Annotated in this window: 14 protein-coding genes, 1 tRNA gene, 2 pseudogenes and 1 riboswitch; of the genes and pseudogenes, 11 read left to right on the top strand and 6 right to left on the bottom strand. The window is 66.9% G+C overall.

Translation table 11 applies throughout. The features are described 5' to 3' along the window. Positions 1–146 precede the first annotated feature (146 nt). The gene (locus DPM12_RS00075) at positions 147–2,069 is read left to right on the top strand and encodes a TIGR03960 family B12-binding radical SAM protein (RefSeq protein ID WP_112256054.1); all 1,923 of its coding nucleotides are present in this window, start codon (positions 147–149) and stop codon (positions 2,067–2,069) included. Between the two features lie 403 nt (positions 2,070–2,472). Then, positions 2,473–5,583, top strand: a complete 3,111-nt coding sequence (locus tag DPM12_RS00070; RefSeq protein WP_112256052.1) for an Rne/Rng family ribonuclease — start codon at positions 2,473–2,475, stop codon at positions 5,581–5,583. 42 nt (positions 5,584–5,625) lie between these two features. Here DPM12_RS00070 and metE read toward each other — a convergent pair whose 3' ends face one another. Further along, positions 5,626–7,980: a 5-methyltetrahydropteroyltriglutamate--homocysteine S-methyltransferase gene (gene metE, locus DPM12_RS00065; protein WP_170313649.1), complete on the bottom strand. Its 2,355-nt coding sequence runs from the start codon at positions 7,978–7,980 to the stop codon at positions 5,626–5,628. A 145-nt stretch (positions 7,981–8,125) separates the two neighbouring features. After that, a riboswitch (cobalamin riboswitch) is annotated at positions 8,126–8,346 on the bottom strand. A 440-nt stretch (positions 8,347–8,786) separates the two neighbouring features. Here metE and DPM12_RS00060 point away from each other — a divergent pair. After that, positions 8,787–9,581 carry a hypothetical protein gene (locus DPM12_RS00060; protein ID WP_211658123.1) on the top strand — a complete coding sequence of 265 codons (795 nt, stop codon included), beginning with the start codon at positions 8,787–8,789 and terminating at the stop codon, positions 9,579–9,581. 19 nt (positions 9,582–9,600) lie between these two features. Here the strand turns inward: DPM12_RS00060 and hrpA are convergent, their stop codons facing one another. The 4 genes from hrpA to bcp form a co-directional block, all read right to left on the bottom strand. Further along, positions 9,601–13,572: an ATP-dependent RNA helicase HrpA gene (gene hrpA / locus DPM12_RS00055; RefSeq protein WP_112256048.1), complete on the bottom strand. Its 3,972-nt coding sequence runs from the start codon at positions 13,570–13,572 to the stop codon at positions 9,601–9,603. A 57-nt stretch (positions 13,573–13,629) separates the two neighbouring features. After that, positions 13,630–13,712 (bottom strand) — tRNA-Leu (locus DPM12_RS00050). Between the two features lie 128 nt (positions 13,713–13,840). Continuing rightward, on the bottom strand, positions 13,841–15,502 hold the full coding sequence (locus DPM12_RS00045) for a DUF8094 domain-containing protein (protein ID WP_112256046.1): 1,662 nt from the start codon (positions 15,500–15,502) through the stop codon (positions 13,841–13,843). 37 nt (positions 15,503–15,539) lie between these two features. Beyond that, positions 15,540–16,016, bottom strand: coding sequence for a thioredoxin-dependent thiol peroxidase (gene bcp, locus DPM12_RS00040; RefSeq protein ID WP_112256045.1), 477 nt, complete (start codon positions 16,014–16,016; stop codon positions 15,540–15,542). Positions 16,017–16,153: 137 nt separating this feature from the next. Between bcp and DPM12_RS00035 the strand changes: the two genes are divergently transcribed. Then, positions 16,154–16,495 carry a DUF3618 domain-containing protein gene (locus DPM12_RS00035; protein WP_112256043.1) on the top strand — a complete coding sequence of 114 codons (342 nt, stop codon included), beginning with the start codon at positions 16,154–16,156 and terminating at the stop codon, positions 16,493–16,495. A gap of 109 nt (positions 16,496–16,604) precedes the next feature. Next, positions 16,605–16,901 carry a GroES family chaperonin gene (locus DPM12_RS00030; protein ID WP_112256636.1) on the top strand — a complete coding sequence of 99 codons (297 nt, stop codon included), beginning with the start codon at positions 16,605–16,607 and terminating at the stop codon, positions 16,899–16,901. A gap of 68 nt (positions 16,902–16,969) precedes the next feature. Here DPM12_RS00030 and DPM12_RS00025 read toward each other — a convergent pair whose 3' ends face one another. Continuing rightward, positions 16,970–17,596 (bottom strand): hypothetical protein, encoded by a 627-nt coding sequence (locus DPM12_RS00025; RefSeq protein ID WP_123788389.1) that lies wholly within the window; start codon positions 17,594–17,596, stop codon positions 16,970–16,972. Between the two features lie 370 nt (positions 17,597–17,966). Here DPM12_RS00025 and DPM12_RS00020 point away from each other — a divergent pair, with 370 nt between their 5' ends. From DPM12_RS00020 to DPM12_RS00005, 6 genes and pseudogenes are all read left to right on the top strand, one after another. Next, on the top strand, positions 17,967–18,605 hold the full coding sequence (locus DPM12_RS00020; RefSeq protein ID WP_112256039.1) for a TetR/AcrR family transcriptional regulator: 639 nt from the start codon (positions 17,967–17,969) through the stop codon (positions 18,603–18,605). 43 nt (positions 18,606–18,648) lie between these two features. Continuing rightward, positions 18,649–19,152, top strand: a complete 504-nt coding sequence (locus DPM12_RS00015) for a PH domain-containing protein (RefSeq protein WP_112256037.1) — start codon at positions 18,649–18,651, stop codon at positions 19,150–19,152. Between the two features lie 122 nt (positions 19,153–19,274). Continuing rightward, positions 19,275–19,616 (top strand): annotated as a pseudogene (locus tag DPM12_RS24205) (PH domain-containing protein); the annotation flags it as partial. Between the two features lie 904 nt (positions 19,617–20,520). Next, positions 20,521–20,616: pseudogene (locus DPM12_RS24200) on the top strand (hypothetical protein); the annotation flags it as partial. 6 nt (positions 20,617–20,622) lie between these two features. Next, positions 20,623–20,844, top strand: coding sequence for a hypothetical protein (locus tag DPM12_RS23475; protein ID WP_211658273.1), 222 nt, complete (start codon positions 20,623–20,625; stop codon positions 20,842–20,844). Further along, positions 20,841–21,209, top strand: coding sequence for a hypothetical protein (locus DPM12_RS00005; protein ID WP_112256035.1), 369 nt, complete (start codon positions 20,841–20,843; stop codon positions 21,207–21,209). Before DPM12_RS23475 ends, DPM12_RS00005 begins: the two co-directional genes overlap by 4 nt. Positions 21,210–21,400 lie beyond the last annotated feature (191 nt).

Here is a 21,400-nt window from a genome sequence, read left to right as displayed (position 1 = left end):
CGCTGATTCGCGTGGTCCCGTTGTGGTGCTGGCCGCCTGCGGTGTGGTCGTCCGGTGGGCGCGACGGGGGAGCTGCGTGTGGGAGGGTGCGCGAAGGGTCACTAGACTCGGAAGTTGTCCCCGAATCCCACTGGAGTAAGACGATCATGCCCGTGGAGTCGTTGTTTCCGAAGTTGGAGCCGCTGCTGCCCCAGGTGAGCAAGCCGATCCAGTACGTCGGAGGCGAGGAGGGCGCCACGGTCAAACCGTGGGACGAGGCTCAGGTGCGGTGGGCCCTGATGTATCCCGACGCATACGAGGTCGGCCTGCCCAACCAGGGCATCCAGATCCTGTACGAGGTGCTGAACGAGCAAGACGGGGTGCTGGCCGAGCGCACCTACTCGGTGTGGCCAGATCTCGAGGCGCTGATGCGCGAACACGGCATCGGCCAGTTCACCGTTGACGCGCACCGGCCGGTTGCCGCATTCGACCTGCTGGGCGTCTCGTTCGCCACCGAGCTCGGCTACACCAACCTGCTGACTGCCCTGGACCTCGCGGGGATGCCGTTCGACGCCGTGGACCGCGACGAGAGCCACCCCATCGTCGTCGCCGGCGGACATGCGGCCTTCAACCCCGAGCCGATCGCGGACTTCGTCGATGCCGCGGTACTCGGCGATGGCGAGGAGGTCGTCCTCGCCATCACGGAAGTGGTCCGCGAGTGGAAGGAACAGGGTCGGCCCGGTGGGCGTGACGAGCTGCTGTTCCGGCTCGCGGCGAGCGGCGGCGTCTACGTGCCGAAGTTCTACGACGTGCACTACCTGCCCGACGGCCGGATCGAGCAGGTGGTACCGAATCGCTCGGGCGTGCCCGAGCGCGTGCACAAGCACACGGTCATGGACCTCGACTCGTGGCCGTACCCGAAGAAGCCGCTCGTGCCGCTGGCCGAGACGGTTCACGAGCGCTACAGCGTCGAGATCTTCCGTGGATGCACCCGAGGATGCCGGTTCTGCCAGGCGGGAATGATCACGCGTCCGGTGCGCGAGCGCTCGATCTCCACGATCGGTGACATGGTCGAGAACGGCGTCAAGCAGTCCGGCTTTGAAGAGGTCGGGTTGCTCTCCCTGTCCAGCGCGGATCATTCCGAGATCGGTGACATCGCCAAGGGACTGGCCGATCGCTACGAGGGCACCAACACGTCCCTGTCGCTGCCGTCTACCCGGGTGGACGCGTTCAACGTGACGTTGGCGAACGAGCTGTCGCGCAACGGCCGGCGTTCGGGACTGACATTCGCTCCCGAGGGCGGCACGGAACGGATGCGCAAGGTCATCAACAAGATGGTCAATGAGGACGATCTCATCCAGACCGTGGCTACGGCCTACAGCAGCGGCTGGCGGCAGGTGAAGCTGTACTTCATGTGCGGGCTGCCCACCGAAACCGACGACGACGTGCTGGCCATCGGCGATCTCGCCCGGAAAGTGATCGCCAAGGGGCGTGAGGTTTCTGGCCGTAAGGACATCCGCTGCACCGTGTCGATCGGCGGCTTCGTGCCGAAGCCCCACACGCCATTCCAGTGGGCGGCGCAGTGTGATCACGAGACGGTGGACGCCCGGTTGCACAAGCTACGTGATTCCCTGCGTGCGGATCGCACATACGGGAAGTCGATCGGCTTGCGCTATCACGAGGGCAAACCGAGCATGGTCGAGGGCTTGTTGTCGCGCGGTGACCGCAGGGTGGGGCGCATCATCAGGGCTGTCTGGAACGACGGGGCGCGCTTCGACGGCTGGAACGAGTATTTCTCCTACGAGCAGTGGACCGAGAACGCGGCGCGGGCTCTGCAAGGAGAGCCGGTCGATCTCCATTGGTTCGTCACGCGGGAACGTGACCAGGACGAGATATTGCCATGGGATCATCTCGACGCCGGTCTCGACCGCGACTGGCTCTGGGAGGACTGGCAGGACGCCCAAGACGAGATCGAGGTGGGCGACTGCCGCTGGACCCCATGCTACGACTGCGGTGTCTGCCCGCAGATGGGCACCGAGATTCAAACCGGCCCGACTGGCGCCAAGTTGCTGCCACTCACCCCCGTGTGAGCTGGCATCCGGCGACGCAGGGTGGCGTGTCGACGCTTTTGGGCCATTGTGTGCGATACTCGACGTACAACGGGCAGTAACCGCTGCTCGGTATAGCGACGTCCTCGCCGACGTCCTTCGCTTGGGTGTGTATCTGACCACCCTGGGGTTGAGGTGCTCGGCACGGTGGTGACGTTGTGGATGTCCAGCCGCGAGGCGGATCGGCACGGGGGATTCCGCCGGCGCGGCTGCATCTGAGGACGGCCGCCGACGCAGATGCCGGGGGACGTTGTTGGACACAGGCTTTGCGCCGGTGTTCGATCGAAGATCGAGCCGGCGGTTGACCAGAGCCGGGTGCCCGTGAGCGTGCGCCGCTCGGCGGTGCTTCCTCGCGGGGCAGCTCGGCTGACGGGAGTACGCGTACATGCAAGAGGACAACGCCACCTCGGCCGAGGGCTCGGCCGAGTCGATCGACTCTGCCTCTCGGCGCACATCACGCAAACGTGCGGCCAGCCGGCCGTCCGGACCGCCTGCCGCGGAAGCGGCGGGTGAGACGGCAACGGGTGAGGGCGCCGACGTCGACGACACGGCACAGCAGACAGCACCGGCGAAAAAGAGCCCGGCCAAGAAGAGCACGGCGCGAAAGAAGGCGCCTGGGAAGACAACCTCGGTGACGTCCGACGCGTCGGGAACGCCGGAGAAGACCACGTCAAAGAAGGCCGGCACGAAGAGCGCGCGGGGTAACGACGCCGCGCAGAGCGCGCCGGACAAGGACGCCGCGCAGAGCGTGCCGGCAGGTGACACGGAGAGCGTGCCGGATAGCGACGCCACGGAGAGCGCGCCGGCGAAGAAGGCCCCGGCCAAGAAGGCCCCGGCGAAGAAGACCCCAGCCAAGAAAGCCCCGGCCAAGAAGAGTGCTCCCAAGAAGAAGCAGGGATCGCCGAAGGGGCAGGCCGAAGACAAGACAACCGGGCCCGCGGTCGAGGCCGCCGACGAGACCGGGCCTGGCGCTGACTCCGGTGCGAACACGGAGACCAGGGCAGATGCCGGGATCGGCACCGACACCGGTGCGGCTGCAGCCACCCAGGAGCCCGCGCCACGTGCGGATTCGGGAGTTCAAGACACGGCTGCTCAGGACCCGGACGGTCGACATGATGGTGGCGAGGACGACGGCTCGACGGCTCTCTTCCGAGCGCCGGCCTTCGATGCGATGCCGATCTTCGAACCGCCTCGCCCCCCGGAGCCATCACCACGGGACGAATCCGCTCCGACGGCGCCTGCCGCTGAGCCGGCCGACACGGATGTGCCGGACACGGTAGCTGCGGGCGAGAACGAGCGCGGTTCCGACGACGATTCGGACGACGGTTCGGATGACGACGGGTCCGGCCGGCGTCGCCGCCGTCGTCGTGGTGGTCGCGGGCGGCGGAAGAAGCCGGAGAGCGGAGTCAGCGCCGACGGCGGCACCGAGCAGGGTGGCGACGAACCTGCGGAATCGGCCCAGGCCGGGAACACGGGCTCGACTGACGCACCTGAGGCTGACGACACCGGCGACGACGCCTCGGACGAGTCGGCGGAAAGTGATGAGAACTCCGACGGTCAGGAGGGCAGCGGCGGAAGCCGTCGCCGTCGTCGCCGCCGCCGTCGCAAGAGTGAAGGCGAGACCGAGGACGGCCGTACCGACGATCCGCCGAACACCGTCGTCAAGGTTCGTGACCAGCGTGAGGCCGACGACGAAGTGACCCTCGTGAAGGGCTCGACACGGCTGGAAGCGAAGAAACAGCGCCGGCGTGAAGGCCGCGAGGCGGGCCGCAAACGTGCCCCCATCCTGACCGAGTCGGAATTCCTGGCCAGGCGTGAAGCCGTCGACCGCGTGATGGCGGTCCGGCAGAAGGGTGACGTCACCCAGATCGCCGTCCTGGAAGACGACGTGCTCGTCGAGCACTACGTCAGCCGCGCCTCGCAGCAGTCGATGATCGGAAACATCTACCTGGGCCGGGTGCAGAATGTCCTGCCCGCGATGGAAGCGGCGTTCATCGACATTGGCCGGGGACGGAACGCCGTCGTCTATGCCGGCGAGATCGACTGGGCTGCGCTCGGGCATGCGGACGGCCCGAAGCGGATCGAAGAGGTGCTCAAGTCCGGCCAGACGACACTGGTCCAGGTCACCAAGGATCCTATGGGGCACAAGGGCGCGCGCCTGACCGGCCAGATCAGCCTTCCCGGACGCTACGTCGTGTACGTCCCCGGCGGCTCGATGAGCGGGATCAGCCGCAAGCTTCCGGACAGCGAGCGCAACCGGCTGAAAAAGATCCTCAAAAAGGTCGTCCCGGAAGACGCGGGCGTGATCGTGCGTACGGCGGCCGAGGGTGCCTCGGAAGAGGAGCTGATCAACGACGTCGAGCGGTTGCAGGCGGAGTGGTCGAAGATCCAGCAGAAGACGTCTGGCAGCGCGCCGGCGTTGTTGCACGGCGAGCCGGATCTGGCCATCAAGGTGGTCCGTGATCTCTTCAACGAAGACTTCACCAAGCTCGTCGTTTCCGGGAACGAGGCGTGGAAGTCCATCGATTCCTACGTCAGCAGCGTCGCATCAAGCCTGCGGGACCGCCTCGAGAAGTGGACCAGCAACGAGGATCTGTTCGCCGCGTTGCGCATCGACGAGCAGATCACCAAGGCACTCGACCGCAAGGTGTGGCTGCCCAGCGGCGGATCCTTGATGATCGACCGTACCGAGGCCATGACCGTCATCGACGTCAACACGGGCAAATTCACCGGTTCCGGTGGGAACCTCGAAGAAACGGTGACGCGGAACAACCTGGAGGCCGCCGAAGAGATCGTGCGCCAGTTGCGGCTGCGGGACATCGGCGGGATCATCGTCGTCGACTTCATCGACATGGTGCTCGAATCCAACCGGGATCTCGTGCTGCGCCGGCTCGTGGAATGCCTGGGGCGCGACCGCACCAAGCATCAGGTCGCCGAGGTCACCTCCCTGGGGCTGGTGCAGATGACCCGTAAGCGGATCGGCACCGGCTTGATCGAGGCGTTCAGCGAACAGTGCCCGCACTGCAAGGGCCGCGGTCTGACGCTCCACACGCATCCGGCCGAGGCAACCAAATCCAGCTCTGACGAGTCGACCAGCCGTTCGGAACGCCGTGGCCGACGCCGCCGCAACGAGCAGCAGGAAAAGGCCGACGTCTCGCTGGCTCCGAAACTTGAGGCGAACGCCGATCCCGGCGAGGCGTCGCCGGCCGACCTGGTGCCGGTGAGCGACGAAGAAGGCCAGGCCCAGGCGGCCAGCGGCGCGGAAACACAGCCGAGCGCGGACGCGAAGCCGGCTGCTGACGCCGAGTCAGCTGCCGGCCCGCAGTCAGCTAGTGGCGCGCAGCCGGCTGAGGCCGCTTCCGACGAGAACACATCGGCCAACTCGTCGGCCAACTCGTCCGGAAATGGCGCCCAGCCGACGAGCAGGCGTGGCCGCCGGCGCGCCCGGCGCCCGGCAGGCAGCCCTGACGAGCACGCTACGGCGCAGGCATCGTGACGCCAAGGATCACCCCGACCGTTGCCGGGGCGCCGGCACGCGTCACAGTGCCTCTCGCACCTGACGCACGGCCGTGACCATGGCCGCGAGGGCAGGTTCCACTTCGGCATAGGAGCGTGTCTTCAGGCCGCAATCCGGGTTGACCCACAGCCGCGTCGCCGGGACGGCCTGGCTGGCGCGCAGGAGCAAGGTCGCGATCTCGTCGTTGCTGGGTACACGCGGCGAGTGGATGTCGTAGACGCCGGGACCGATGCCCCTGGCAAACCCGGACGCCGCCAGCTCGGGAAGGATCTCCATCTTCGAGCGGGCGGCCTCGATGCTGGTCACGTCGGCCTCCAGGCCGTCGATCGCGGACATGACCTCGCCGAACTCGGAGTAGCACATGTGGGTGTGGATCTGTGTCGTGTCGGCGACGCCCGACGTTGCCAGCCGGAACGCATCAACCGCCCACCGCAGATACTCCGGCTGTTCGCTAGCGCGCAGCGGCAAGAGCTCGCGGATGGCCGGCTCGTCGACCTGGATGATGCGGATGCCCTCCGCTTCCAGATCGCGGGTCTCGTCGCGGATCGCCAGGGCAACCTGACGTGCAGTGTCGGCCAGCGGCTGATCATCACGGACGAAAGACCACGCCAGCATGGTGACCGGTCCCGTGAGCATGCCCTTGACCGGCCGGTCCGTGAGCCCTTGGGCGTAGGACGCCCACTCGACGGTCATCGGAGCGGGACGGCTGACGTCGCCATACACGATGGGCGGGCGCACGCACCTGGAACCGTACGATTGCACCCAGCCGTTGCGTGTCGTGATGAAGCCGTTCAGCAGCTCGGCGAAGTACTGCACCATGTCGTTGCGTTCCGGTTCGCCGTGGACGAGCACGTCGAGACCGAGCCGTTCCTGAAGCCGGATGATGCGCTCGATCTCGGTGCGCATCCGGGAGCTGTACTCGTCCGCGTCGATCTGCCCGTTGCGGTAGGCGGCACGAACCGATCGAACGTCGCCGGTCTGCGGGAACGAACCGATCGTGGTGGTGGGCAGCGGAGGCAGGTCCAGGTTGTCCGCTTGTACGGCGATGCGGTGCGCGTACGGGCTGCGCTGCGACGCCTCGGGTGGAAGATCGGCGATTCGCTGGCGCACGGCCGGATCGACCACGCTGGACGCCGTGGCGCGATCGTCCCGCGCCGATGTCCCTTCCTGAATGCGGCCGGCCACCGCGTCGTACCCCTCGTGCAGGCCCCGGGCGAGCGTCACCACCTCGGTCACCTTCTGATCGGCAAACGCCAGCCAGGACCGTAGCCGCGAGTCGATGTCCGGCTCGGCATCGAGATCGTACGGAACGTGCAGCAGCGAGCACGACGTGCTCACCGCGACATCGCCGGCGAGACCGAGCAGCGTCGCCAGGCTGCCCAGTGCTGACTCGAGATCGGCGCGCCAGACGTTCCGACCGTCGACGACGCCAGCGACCACCGTCTTTCCAGCCAGGTTCGGCGTCGCCGCGACGCGACCGGCGCCGCTGCCGGCGACGAGATCGACACCGATGGCTTCGACGGGCGTCATGGCAAGCGCGGGCAAGGCGTCCCCGAGATCACCGAAGTACGAGGCAACGAATATCGCGGGCCGGCGTTCGAGCGTGGCAAGCCGCTGGTACACGCGCTGCAACGCGGTGATCTCGGCGGCATCGCGGTCGGCGACGAAGCTGGGCTCGTCCAGCTGGATCCACGGCACGCCCGCATCCGCGAGAGTCTCGAGAAGCTCGGCATAGATGCTGGTCAGCTCGTCGAGGCGGTCGAACGGACGGAACCCGGCTGGTGCCTCGTCGTCCGGCTTGGCCAGGAGCAGCAGGCTGGCCGGGCCGATGGTGACGGGCCGGGTGACGACGCCTTCGGCAAGCGCCTCCCGGTACTCGGCGACGAGCTTGGCCGCGTTCAGCTGGAACGGCGTCGCCGGGCCGATCTCGGGGACCAGGTAGTGATAGTTCGTGTCAAACCACTTGGTCATCTCCAGCGGAGCGACGTCGCCAACGTCACCGTCCGGCTGGTCGCGCTCGTCGCCTCCCTCGTTCCTCGTCCGGCGACTCGCCGCTCCGCGCGCCATGGCGAAATACCTGTCCAACTCGTCCTCAAAGCTGGTGAAGCGCTGCGGAACGGCGCCAACGAGTACGGCCGCGTCGAGCACGTGGTCGTACAGCGAGAAGGTGTTGGACGGCACCGTGTCCAGGCCGAGCTCGGCCATCCGCCGAACGCTCTGCCTTCTCAGGGTGGCGGCAGTGTGTTCGAGATCGTGCCGGCTGACCGCTCCGGCCCAATACCCTTCGAGTGCCTTCTTCAGCTCCCGGTGCGGACCGATGCGTGGATACCCCAGAACGGTCGCGCCGATAGCCGGGATACCTGGTGTTTCTGTCACGTACTCTCTCCCTCGCGAGCTCGGATCGGTGTCCGGGCCGCACGGGATGACCTGACCGCGATGGTACGTGACGGCGTCTGCGATGCATTGCCACCAGCCCTACGCGGCAGCCCTCCCTCGAGGCTCCGGACGAGCGCGCACCGGGTGATGCGCGCTACCGGCGGCAGGTCTTCGGACTCACGGGCGAGAGCGTGCACTCACCTACTGACCGTCGCTTCCCAGGCGATCTCGCCCAGTGCCTGTGACGGTGGTCGTTCCCGTTCACCGCTGCGGGGCAGTCCCGGATTCACACCGGGTTCCCTCTTGCGTCGCCAGGCCCTACCCGCACGGGCAGCTACCTCACGAACCGCTGGCAGCACCCAGCATAGATGATGAAGGCAGACAGAGCACGTGCCTATTCCTGCCGGCCGCGTATCTGCCTGACGAGCTGTTCCAGGCGCTCGGGCCAGGTCGCCGGCGCCGTGGGCTGGAGGTGCGTTCTCCTCAGCTGTCGAATGTCGGGATTCGGCTGGCACGGTTGGCCAGGAACCGACATCGTCGAGGTCATGGCCACGACAATGTCGGTTCCTGACGCTGATGGCGAGTCGCGCTCGTGGCGAGGCGGCCCTATATCACACCGTGCCTGTGGATAGCGAGATGCAATCCACAAGCCGCCCGGCCGAGCATCGTGACCCATGCCGTCGAGCTTGCACGAAGCCCTGACCGAGATGTTTCGGTGCCGTCCGTCATTGGTGCCGAGCTTGTTGACCGGGCCGCTGAGTACGGCCCTGCCTTCCTATGATCGGATCCGTCTCGAGTCGGGAGACTTGACTGCGCTGGTACCGACCGAATTCCGTGCGGATGCCGTGGTGCTGCTCACCACGAAGACGGGCGATCCGGTTCTGGCGGTGGTGGTCGAGGTCCAGTTGGGCCGTGACCCGACGAAACGAACGAGCTGGCCAGCATACCTGGCGACGCTCCATGCCCGGCTTTCGTGCCCAGCGGTGTTGCTCGTGGTGTGTGCCGACGCAGTGATCGCCCGGTGGTGCGCCCAGCCCATCGAACTCGGCCACCCGGGATGGATCTTGCGTCCGCTGGTACTCGGTCCCGACCAGGTACCTGTGGTGGCTGGATCAGAGCAGGCGCACGCGGTTCCGGAATTGGTGGTGTTGTCGGCCATTGCCCATGGCGACGAGCCACAGCACCGGGAGGTGCTGGATGCGGTCGTGCAAGCGTTCGACGCTATGGATACTGATCATGCGGCTCTGTACTCTGATGTTGTACTGGGTGCGTTGTCCGGAGCGGCGCGGCGTTACGTGGAGGAACTGATGGCCACTGGGACGTACGAGGTCAAGAGCGAGTTTCTGCGCCGCTGGCGCGAGCAGGCTCTCACCGAAGGGCACTCGGAGGGCCGGGCCGAAGGGCACTCGGAGGGCCGGGCCGAAGGACGGGCGCGTGGCGAAGCGGAGGCTATCCTGGCGATCTTGGCGGCCCGGGACATCATGGTTCCACCGGGCGTGCGCACCCGCATTCTCGAGTGCCATGACCTTGATCAGCTCGACGAATGGGTGCGCCGGGCGGCGACAGCGGCCTCCTTGGGCGACGTGTTCGACGACGCGTAGACGCACCGGTGAGACCGGCTCATCGTAGCTGGCTGATGGCTCGCAGGATGCGCTTCTCCGAGACCGGATGCGCCGTGCCGACGTCTTGGGCGAACAGGCTGACGTGGAGTTCTTCGATCATCCAGTGGATGGCGTCGTGTTCCGGACCGGGTGGCTGGTCTGGCGGCAGGGCGTCGAGCATCTCGTGGTACGCCTCTTGGACCCGGGCGATCGTGTCCATGTGCAGGCGATCTCGCTGCGGGCTTGCTGGCAATTTGTCGAGCCGGCGTTCGATGGCCGTCACGTAACGAACCAGGTCGGGCAGCCGCTTGCGGCCGGTAGAGGTGACGAAGCCACGATAGATTAGCTGATCCAGGTGGTCCTTCGCGTCAACGAGTGACGGCGCGATCGCCATGTCCTTGCTCCGGGACAGGTGGGTGCGTACCCGATGGGCGATCGTCAGGATTCGTTCGACGTCTTCGACGACGGCGAAGACCTGTTCGATTAGCTGCCCGCGCACCTTTTCGCGTAACGCGGTAAATCCGGCTTCGTCCCACGGAGGCCCGCCGGCGTCGGCGATCAGCGCGTCTGCCGTGCAGTCCGTGCAATCCCACAGCAGGTCGGCGACGCTACCATGAGGGGCGTTGCTGAGCATGAGCTTGGTTTCGTTCGTCAGATGCCGCTGTACGAACGTGACCGGCGAGGGGATGCTCAGCACGAGGAGGCGCCGTACCCCGGCGGGATGCGCCGCCTGCTGGTCGGCCTCGGTGTGCAGCACCTTCAGCGCGACGCTGTCTCCCTCGTCGACCAGTGCCGGATATCCGGTGACGACGTGGCCGTGCTGCTGCTGTTCGAACGTGCGTGGCACGGTGCCGACGCTCCACTCCCGCAGGCCCGAACGTTCGATGCTTGCCGCGGCCCGTCCGACGCTCTGGCGCATATCGCTGCGCAGCCGGTGTTTCAGCGCACCGAGGTCCTTGCCTTCCGCGAGTGCCTTGCCGTGCTCGTCGACCACGCGGAACGTGACCTTGAGATGGTCGGGAACGCGGCTGAGATCGAAGTCTTCGGGGGAGATGGGGACGGCGCGCAGCCGAGTGAGCTCGCGCGCCAGTGCCTGCGTCAACGACGTCGATGGCGACGGCCCGGCGTTGGCGGATCCGCTGACGTCACCCTGGTCAATGCTGGCCAGGACCTGGCGAGCGGTGTCGGGAGCCGGCACGAAGGAGCGGCGCAGGTCCTTCGGCAGCGCCTTGATCAGCGCGGTGACCAGCTCCTCTCGCATGCCCGGTACCTGCCAGTCGAAGCCGGTGGGGTCGACCTGGTTGAGTACCGGCAGTGGAACGTCGACGCTGACACCGTCGGTGCTCGCACCGGGTTCGAACTGGTAGGTGAGAGGTAGCTCGTGCTCGCCCTGACGCCACGCGTCGGGGTAGTCCTCGGCGGTGACCGTCTCAGCGGCGTCGGTGGTGAGCAGGTCGGTGGTGAACGTCAGCAGTTCGGGGTCCTGCTGGCGCGCTTTCTTCCACCAGCTGTCGAAGTGGCGCGCGGACACCACGTGCGCGGGAATCCGCTGGTCGTAGAACTCGAACAGGGTGTGGTCGTCGACGACGATGTCCCGGCGGCGGGCGCGATGTTCGAGATCCTCCACGTCCTCCAGCAGTTCACGGTTCTCGTGGAAGAAGCGGTGCCGGGTCTCCCAATCGCCTTCGACCAGGGCATGCCGGATGAACAGTTCGCGGCACAGCTCCGGCTCGATCTTGGAGTACTGCACCCTGCGCCCGGACACGATCGGCACCCCGTACAACGTGACCTTCTCGTAGGCCAGCACCGCGCCTGCCTTCTTGGACCAGTGCGGCTCGCTGTAGGTGCGCTTGACCAGGTGCGACGCCAGCGATTCGGCCCATTCGGGGTCGATGCGCGCGTTGACCCGCGCCCACAGCCGCGAGGTTTCCACCAGTTCGGCGGCCATGACGCACTGCGGCGGCTTCTTGAACAGCCCGGATCCGGGGAAGATCGCGAACTTGGTGCCCCGCGCCCCGAGGTACTCGTTCGCCGAGCCCTCCTTGACACCGATGTGCGAGAGCAGGCCGGCCAGCAGGGACCGGTGGATCTCGTCCGCGCCGCCGGGCGTCTCGTTCACGGTGACGCCGAGTGGCTTGACCAGATTCCGCAGCTGCGCTTCGAGGTCCTGCCATTCCCGGACACGCAGGTAGTTGAGATACTCCGTGCGGCACATCTTGCGGAACTGGTTGGACGAGCGCGCGCTCTTCTCGTCACGCAGGTAGTTCCACAGATTCAGCAGCGCGGCGAAGTCCGATGTGGGGTCGATGAAGCGGGCGTGTTTCTCGTCGGCGGCCTGCTGCTGGTCTGCCGGGCGTTCGCGCGGATCCTGGATGGAGAGCGCCGCGGCGAGGACGATGACCTCGCTGGCGCAGCCCTGCCGGTCAGCCTCGAGGATCATCCGCCCCAGGCGGGGGTCGACCGGCAGCTGGGCCAGCTTGCGTCCGATGTCGGTGAGACGCTTCTTCGGGTCCTGCTCCTTCGGGTCGAGCGCGCCGAGCTCGTGGAGCAGATCGAACCCTGCGGAGATGCTGCGCCGCTCGGGCGGATCGATGAACGGGAAGTCGGCGACGTTTCCCAGGTCGAGCGCGGTCATTTGCAGGATCACCGACGCGAGGTTGGTGCGCAAGATCTCCGGGTCGGTGAACGCCGGACGGGACTCGAAGTCCTCCTCGGAGTACAGCCGGATGCAGATACCGTCGGCGGTCCGGCCACACCGACCGGCACGTTGCCGTGCCGACGCCTGCGAGATCGGCTCGATCGGCAGCCGCTGTACCTTGGTGCGCTGGCTGTAGCGCGAGATCCGCGCGGTGCCGGTGTCGACGACGTAGCGGATGCCGGGAACGGTGAGCGACGTCTCAGCGACGTTGGTGGCGAGAACGATGCGCCGCCCCGTGTGTGGCTGGAACACCCGGTGCTGTTCGGCCGCGGACAGGCGCGCGTACAGGGGGAGTACCTCGGTCGTGGCTCCCCGGTGCCGCGTGTTCTCGTACCGCTTGCGCAGCGCGTCAGCCGTATCGCGGATCTCGCGTTCGCCGCTGAGGAAGACCAGCACGTCGCCGGGCGGCTCCAGCGCCAGCTCATCCACCGCGTCGACGATCGCCTGCACCTGGTCCCGTGGCTCGTTGCTCGAACCGTTCGTGGCGGCATCGGCGTCGGCAGCGTCGGCGACCAGCGGGCGATATCGGATCTCGACGGGGTAGGTGCGCCCGGACACCTCGATGATCGGCGCGTCGTCGAAATGTGCGGAGAAGCGTTCCGGATCGATGGTCGCCGAGGTGATGATCACCTTGAGGTCGGGTCGGCGCGGCAGGAGCTGCTTGAGGTAGCCCAGGATGAAGTCGATATTGAGGCTGCGCTCGTGCGCCTCGTCGATGATGAGCGTGTCGTAGCGCCGGAGCATCCGATCCTGGCCGAGTTCGTTCAGCAGGATGCCGTCGGTCATCAGCTTGACCAGCGTGTCGTCACCCGCCTTGCGGGTGAACCGCACCTGGTAGCCGACGGCCTCGCCGAGCTCGGATGTCGTTTCTTCGGCGATGCGCTCGGCGACGGTACGTGCGGCCAGGCGGCGTGGCTGGGTGTGCCCGATGGCGCCGCGGATGCCGCGGCCGAGCTCCAGGCAGATCTTCGGTAGCTGGGTCGTCTTGCCAGAACCCGTCTCACCGGCGACGATGACTACCTGATTGTCCCGGATCGCCGCGGCGATGTCGTCCTTGCGCTGGCTGACCGGCAGCTCGTCGGGATAGACGAGCCGGGGCCGGCGGGCGACGCGGCTGGCGATGCGCTGCTCCGCCGCGTCGACCTCGCTGGCGATCTCGGTGAGTGCCTCGGCGCGAGCATCCTCGCGTTTGATCCTGCGAGTGCCATCCAGCCGTCGCCGAAGCCGGCGCTCGTCGCGCAGCGACAGCTCGGACAGCCGGGCGCGCAGATCTGTGACGGAGGGTGTGGACATACCGGAACAAGCTTACGGTGCAGGCAGTGTGGTCATCACATGAGTTCTCGCGACCTGTGCGGGAGGAGGGACTCGAACCCTCACGTCCGAAGACACACGGACCTAAACCGTGCGCGTCTACCTGGTTCCGCCACTCCCGCCAGAGGCACCGACCATGGCCCGCTGGAGGCCCCCACCATGGTACGCCACAGCCGAGGGCACTGGTCGGTGCCCGTCTCGCCCGTCGCTACTTCCACCGCACCTCGTCGACCGTTCGCGCTGTCCCGCGTCACTCCTCGGTGTGGTCCATCTCGTACGGGAGCATGGACTCGCCGTACACCGCTGCTGACCCGTCGTCGTTCACCGCAACCAGGAACGTCACGCCGTGCGTGAGCGTCATCGCGGTCAGTGGTGTGTCACCAGGCAGCGTTCCGTAGCCGTCGCTTTCCAGGGTCAGGCTGAAGTCGTCCTCGAGGCTGACGTCCTGCGTGCAGGCGATGGTCGCCAGGGCCAGCGCACCGCCGTCGGTGGCGAGCCAGCGGACGTCGTCATTGCGGAGCGAGCAGTTCTGCTCGACGGTCACCGGATCTTCCGGGCCTTCGACGATCTCCAGGCCGTGATCAGGAAGCCCGTTGACGCCTCCGGCATCGGCCAGATCGATGCCGTCGGGCTCCTCGCCGTCTTCGGCGTAGGTGACGAGCGCGTCGAGGACCTCCATACCCTGTTCGGCCGTGGAGTCGTCGGCGATCGTGGCCACGCCGTCATCGGTTTCTGGCAGTGGCACGTCGGCCTCAGCGGGCGGGTAGGTCGACAGGGCAGCTTTCCATGGGGACGCGGCGTCCTCGCGGGTGACGAGATGGTAGCTGCCGCCCGCGTCGCCCTCCGGCTCGCTGGCAGCGAAAAACCACATGGGATAGGAGTCGAATTCCGGCGCGGCGATCAGCGACGGCTCGACCGTGAACGGTTCGATCGGATCGCCGTCCTGCGCCTGCTGGACTTCGTAGCCCATCTGGGACGACGTGAGCAGCGGGCCGGTCTCGACGGACGCGATCAGCTCGGCGTCCTGCTCGGCGTTGGCCTCGTTGTTCACCTCGGTGTAGTGCTCGAAGAAGGCGGCTGCGGCCTCGGGGGTGACGGCCGCAACCGTTGTGTGGGCCTCGTGGTCCGCCTCGCCGGGAAGCTCGGCGCAGCCGGCCAGGGCGAACGCTCCGATGCCGACGATGACGGCGGTTCGCTGGACCGTCCCCGGCCGGCGCGTGGAGCTCGGGCGCAGCGGCGTTGGTTCGGTGATGTCGGTCTCCTCGTCGACGTCGCCCGGTTCGGTATCGTGATGGTCATCGCGGGGCGCGCTGGCAGGCTTCCGGCGCCGAAGCAGCAGGATGCCGCCGACGACGAGGAGAATCCCCAGGGCGGCAGCCACCACGGTGACGATGAACAGGCCGTCGATCTCGGCACCGACGCGCACGTCTACGCCCGTCAGCGGTTCGAGATCGGCACCGGCGATGACCAGGCGGAAAGGCTCGTCGGTGAGCTCGACACCAAGCTGCTGCTCGCCTGCCCCGGCGCTGGAGGCGCGCCACCAGTCGAGCTGGGCAGGTGCGGTCTCGGGCGCGTCCAGGTCACCTCCGGCGGTCGTGGTTGAGAAGTCCCCGCGCCAGGTGGCATCGGTGATCTCGGTCAGGGCCACCCCGTCGAGATACGAGTCGACGTGAACGGGGTGCGCCGCACCCACGAACGTCTCGCCGGTGCCGGTGTCTGCGGACACGTACAGCGTCGGTCCCGTGAGAGTAATGGCGGAGGTGTCGGTAGCCACGACTGCCGAATCCGCACTCACCTGTTCGTCAAGGACGTCGATCGTATCGTCTGGCCCCACGTAGACGGCGGCGGCACCTCCGGCGATGAGCACGGGGAGGCCGAGAACGATCAGCAGGATTCCGAGAAACCTACGCATGACTCTCCGGGGAATGGCGTCGAAATGTGGTCAAAGCCTATGCGTCTATGCCGAGCTCGCGGCGGAGCTTCGCGACGTGTCCGGTGGCCCGGACGTTGTACATCGCCTTCTCGACCACTGTGGACGGGTCGACGACGAACGTCGATCGGATGACGCCGGTCACCGTCTTTCCGTAGAGCTTCTTCTCGCCGTATGCGCCATACGCCTTCATGATCTCGAAATCGGAATCGGAGAGCAGCGGGAAGGTGAGGGCATCACGCTCCCGGAACTCCGCCAGCTTGTCCGGCGTGTCCGGCGAGATGCCGAGAACCGCGAGGCCGGCGGCCTGCAACGATGCGAGATTGTCCCGGAAATCACAGGCTTGTGTGGTGCATCCGGGTGTCATGGCGGCGGGGTAGAAGTACACGACGACACGCTGCCCTTGATACGAGGAGAGCGCGACCGGTGTGCCATCGGCGTCGGGCAGGGTGAAGGGCGGGGCAGCGTCGCCCGGTACGAGTCGATTCTCAGTCACGGGTACTACCGTAGCGGCGACGAGCGACAAGGTTATGGCGGGAGCCGCGACCCGGGATTTACGGACGGGATTTACGGACGGGAGCTGCCGGATGCCGATACGGTGGTGGGGACAGACGAGCTGAATAGGAGGTCCGGGTGAGTGCTCCCAGGCGCGCGTCGACCGATTCTCAGGCGGTTCCCGGCGGGCCGGAAGCGGCCGGACGCGATGGGCACGGCGCGATGCCCGCGCAGCGCCCGAAACGGGGCGTCGAAGAGATCGAGAAGGAGATGGCCGAGCGCAGTGAGCGCCTGGCCGCGAACATCGATGAGCTGGTCGGGCGGTTCAGCCCGGCAACTCTGGCCCGGCAGAGCGTCGACCGGGCGGGTTCGATGGTGCGATCGCCGGGCGGTGGCGTGCGGGTCGAGGTGCTCGGTGCCGTCGCCGGAGCGGCCCTAGTGGCAGGGCTCCTGGTCTGGCGTGCACGTCGACGCCGGTAACGTGTCGTCGTGGTCTGGATGGTGTGCCGGGCGAATGTGCTTGCTCGGGGCCTACCACGTATCCTGAGGCAGCGTGAGCGCTGAGAATGCTGAGAAGCTGCCCATCCGTATGCTGCACGATCGCGTGCTCGTCGCGCTGGACACGGAAGTAGGCGAACGCACGTCGTCCGCTGGCATCGTCATTCCGGCGACGGCGGCCATGGGGCGACGGCTGTCGTGGGCCAAGGTGGTGGCACTTGGCGCGAACGTGCGTACCGTCGAGGTGGATGATCGTGTGCTCTTCGACCCCGAAGACAAGGCGGAGGTTGAAGTGCGCGGCGAGACGTACATCTTGCTGCGCGAACGGGACCTGCATGCCGTCGCTTCCGAGCGCATTTCGGACGGTCAGACGGGGTTGTACCTGTAGCTGCTGATCGGCACGGCGCCGTGAACTAGCCGCTCCGTGAGTTCGCTGGCCAGCTGCGTCACGCCTGGTTAGCGGCCAAGGCAGAGCAGCAGTTCGAGCAGGGACAGATCAAGACCCAGACAGTGCTCTTCGCGATCATCTGTCGGGTCCGGTGAGGGTGTCGGCTCGGGAGGATCCATCGTCTCGGTCGGCGACGGTGTCGGCTCCTCGTGGTCGCGATCATCCGACTCGTCGTTGTCTTGCTCCGGATCGTCCGGTTCCTCGGGTTCCTCGCTCGCCTCGTCCTGGGGTGGATCGTCTGGCTGCGAGTCCGATCCCTCCGAGGTGTCATCGTCTCGGGAATCGTCCTGATTCGACTCGCCGCTGTCGCGGTCCGGATCGGGTTCGGGCCGCTCGTCCTGCTCGTTCTCCGACTCGCCCGACTCACCCGACTCACCCGGCTCGTCCGGCTTGGGGGAGGTTGTTTCGTCGTCGGCGGAGGGCTGCGCGGGAACCGTTCCCCGTGGGCCAGTGTGCTCCTCGGGCGTGGGTGACGACGTCTGCTCTGGTGTCGAGTGGGGCGACGGCGTGGGGTCGATGGAACCGGCGGGCTCGCTCATCACGACGTATGCACCGTCGGAGAGACGCTCGTCGGTGCTGGGTACGACGAGACTGCCCAGTGTCAGGCCGATGGCGGCTCCGATGACACATGCCACGACAGAGGGATGCTGGCGGCTCTTGCGACCCACCCACTGCGCGGCACGAGTAGCCGCGCCGACGCGAGCATGGGTGCCCGCATCACCACGCCGTCCCCGCGTGTCCTGGCCGTGCTCGGTCGAGTCGATGGGAACAGATCCTTTCCGCTGTCCTCGCCCCGGCCGGACAATCAGTGGCCGGGGCTACACCTCCAACACTCGCGACAGCTTAACCAGGTGGTTTCGTCGTCGACCATAGGTCGATCGGCCGATATTCGCTCGGCTGAGCGTGTTGTCTCCGGGAGCCACTGGGAGGGGGTGGGTATTTGATTCTGGTGTACATCCGGATATGTCCGGCGCATTGTCAGGCCGTATGGTTTAAAATTAGTCCATGCGGCCTGAAAACAGTCCGGGTGGCCGAAAACCCCCGTCGTTCATCGAGCAGGCACGTCGTGCTCAGATCATCGAGGCAGCGGCCGAGACGGTGGCCGCCGTCGGATACGCCAACGCCTCGCTCGCCCAGATCGCCGAGCATGCCGGGATCAGCAAGAGCGTCATCTCCTACCACTTCGCCGGCAAGAACGAGTTGCTGGAACGGCTCGTCCACGAGTTCTTCGAGGACGCGGGTGCGTACATGGAACGGCACCTGGAAGCCGAGGCAACGGCTCGCGGGCGAATCCGGACGTGGATCGAATCGCAACTGTCGTTCTTCGGAAGCCATCGCACGCGGTTCTTGGCGATGGCGGAGATCGTCACCAACCATCGGCGCCCGGACGGTTCGAAGCCATTCTCCGACCTTGACGAGGAGGAGGTCGCGGAGCTGGCGAAGATCCTGGAAATCGGCCAGGCGAACGGAGAGGTCCGCGATCTGGACCCTCGCGCAGCGGCAGTGATCATCGGCAAGTCCATCGAAGGTGTGCTCAGCCGCTGGGCATGGGGCAGCACGGTCGACTTGGAGGCGGAGACAACGGCACTCGTCGACTTCGTCGATCACGCCATCGCAGCACCAGAACATCGCCCGCCTCAGTAGGGCCCATGCGACGCGGCACCCTGCGAACCGACCGGAAGGGATCATGACCAATACCGAACGCACCGTCCGGCTCAGGCCACCCCATCATCGTGTCGAACGACGCGCGATTCTCTGGTGGATGCTGCAGTCGTTGTTGTTCACGGGCGCGGTGCTGGCGGCCACGATCGTCGCCCACGCACGCTGGGCGGAGGCGCGGCCCTGGATCGTCGTTGCCGTGATAGGCGCTGCGGTCTTCGCCTTCGTGGTAGTCGTCGTCGAGCCGCTGTGGCGCTATGTGGTGCACCGGTGGGAGACCACGGATGAGGCGGTCTATGCCCGTACGGGATGGATCGTGCGTGAGTGGCGTGTCGCGCCGATCTCGCGGATCCAGACCGTCGACGCGATCCGTGGCCCGTTGGAACAGCTTCTGGGACTCTCGACACTGCGGGTGACGACGGCGTCGTCGAAGGGCGCCATAGACATCGGCGGGCTCGACAAGGACGTCGCGGCCGAGGTGGCCGAACGGCTCACCACGATCACCCAGCTGACTCCAGGTGACGCGACGTGACCGCGGACCTTCCCAAGTACGACGATTACCGGCCCGCCGAGCAGGCCGATGAGCTCGCCGATGGTGCATCCGCATCTGCGGGAGCAGCCGACCCGACGCCCTGGCAGCGGCTGCACGTACGGATGATCTGGGTGGACGCGATATGGACCATCCTGTCGCTGGCGCCGAGCGCGATCGCCATCTGGGTCGTCGGCGTGGAGCCCACGCTGGGGAACCTGTGGCCAGTGATCGCGATCGCTGTCTTCGGCGTGATGGGCGCGGTCACCGATGCACTCCGATGGGTGTTCACCCGGTACCGGGTGACGAACGAGTACGTGGAACGACGTACCGGAGTCTTCGTCCGCCGGTATCGCTCGGTCCGCCGTGACCGGATCCGCAGCGTGGACTCGACAGCCAAGCTGCGCCACCGGCTGGCCAGGCTCCGTGTCGTCAGTATTGGTGCTGGCCAGCAGGCCGCCGCAGGGGAATCGGCGCTGGCGCTGGATGCGGTGACGAAGGACGACGCCGAAGGGCTGCGCCGGGAGCTGCTGTCGGCCGCCGGCAGCGAAACCGAACCGCGCGCGCATGACGACGAGGAGCCGGACAAGCAGGTCTTTGCCCGGCTGCGGCCGCATTGGGTCGTGTACAACGTGTTCAACGTGTGGGCGTACGTCATGGCGGCCGGCTTGCTCTGGGGTGGTTTCTGGCTGGCGTCCACGTTCGGTATCGACGTCGTGGGATTCCTCGACGCGCTGGCCGACTGGGAAGCGCTGGGGTGGGGATGGACGATCACGATTGCCGTCCTCGTCACGGGTGCTCTCGGTGTCGTCGGGCTCGCCGTGAACTTCTTCACCGAGTACTGGAACTTCGAACTGGCGCGGGTGCCGGGAGAGCGCGGCACGCTCCTGCGCACCAGGCGAGGCTTGTTCCAAACGCGTGAGGTCAACCGCGACGACACCCGGATGCGTGGTGTGGAGATCAGTGAACCGGTGCTGTGGCGCTGGATGGGCATGGCAGACACGAATGTGATCACGACTGGACTCGACCGTTGGTCGATATCACAGCCCGCGACGATCCTCCCCCGCGGTCCGATCGGCGTGGCACGTCCGGTCGCCGCCGCCGTTCTCGGCCGCCACCCCGGCCCGCTCGACGCACCGCTGGAGCGCCACCCCCGCGCGGCACTGCACCGGCGGATGTGGTGGGGCGACGTTCACGAGCGGTGCCGTCGTCGGCGTGCTCGTATGGCTGGTCGTCACCGATGTGTTGCCGTCGTGGACGATCTGGGTGGGATTGGGCACCTGGCCACTCACCCTCTGCTGCGCCTGGATCGCCTACCGCGCCCTGGGCCATGCGATCGTCGACGAGTACGTCGTCGTCCGTTCCGGCCTGATGACGCGGACGAGCGCGGCGCTGAAGCGCAGGGCAGTGAGCACGATCGCGGTGCGCGAGTCGATCCTGCAACGGCGCCTGGGCCTGAAGACCGTGTCTGCGATGACGGCGGCAGGCTGGGGTGTCTATGAGGCGCCCGACGTCGCAGCCAGCGAGGGTGTGGCGTTCGCCGCGGATGCGGCGCCAGGGCTGCTGGAACCGTTCCTCGTCCGCGACGACCATTCCACGGACGGCGACGAGGGTAACGGTGAGTGCCCGGGCCATACGGGTGCCCGCGGTCGACGGGTTTGCGTCGGCGATCGTTGGGAATCGACACAGGAATGAGCGAGCCCGACTTCGACCGTCATCGCGATCCCGGCGCGGAGCTCGACCGCGAGGGTGTCCCCGAGGTGGGGGACGAGGCCACGCCCGGTGCGGGAGACGTGCCGGAACCGGCCGAGCCAGTGGCGCCGGTGGAAGCCCCCACGGAGGCCGGCGTGGATCGGCCCAGCCCGCGCGAGCGGGAGGCCAGAGAGCATGTCGAAGATCACGTGTCCGCCGAGGAACGAGACGTCGAGGAACCGGAGACGGAAGAGCGGGAAGGCTCAGCCGAAGAGCGGGCGCTGCATGTCGAATCCGAAGAACCCCCGCCGTTCGAGGAGGAGCCGCCCCTGGAAGGCGAAGTGCCGGGGGACGAACCGTCAGGGTAACGGACGGGCGACCGCCGATATCCGATCAGCCATGCGCGATGAGCGCACGTGAGAAAGCGCTCTCCACGACGAGAATGCGGGCACTCGGCGTGCACTGTCCGGGGACTCAGCTTGTTGGATCACTATCACGGGTCTTCGGATCCTGGCGGGGTGCTGGGTTCATCGGACGATGATGGAGCCTAGTACTCGCC

Origin of the sequence: Phytoactinopolyspora halophila, from assembly GCF_003287285.1 — a bacterium.
Lineage (GTDB): Bacteria > Actinomycetota > Actinomycetes > Jiangellales > Jiangellaceae > Phytoactinopolyspora_A > Phytoactinopolyspora_A halophila.
The sequence above is the reverse complement of the archived record's forward strand: the minus strand, read 5'-3'. Positions and strand labels throughout refer to the sequence as shown.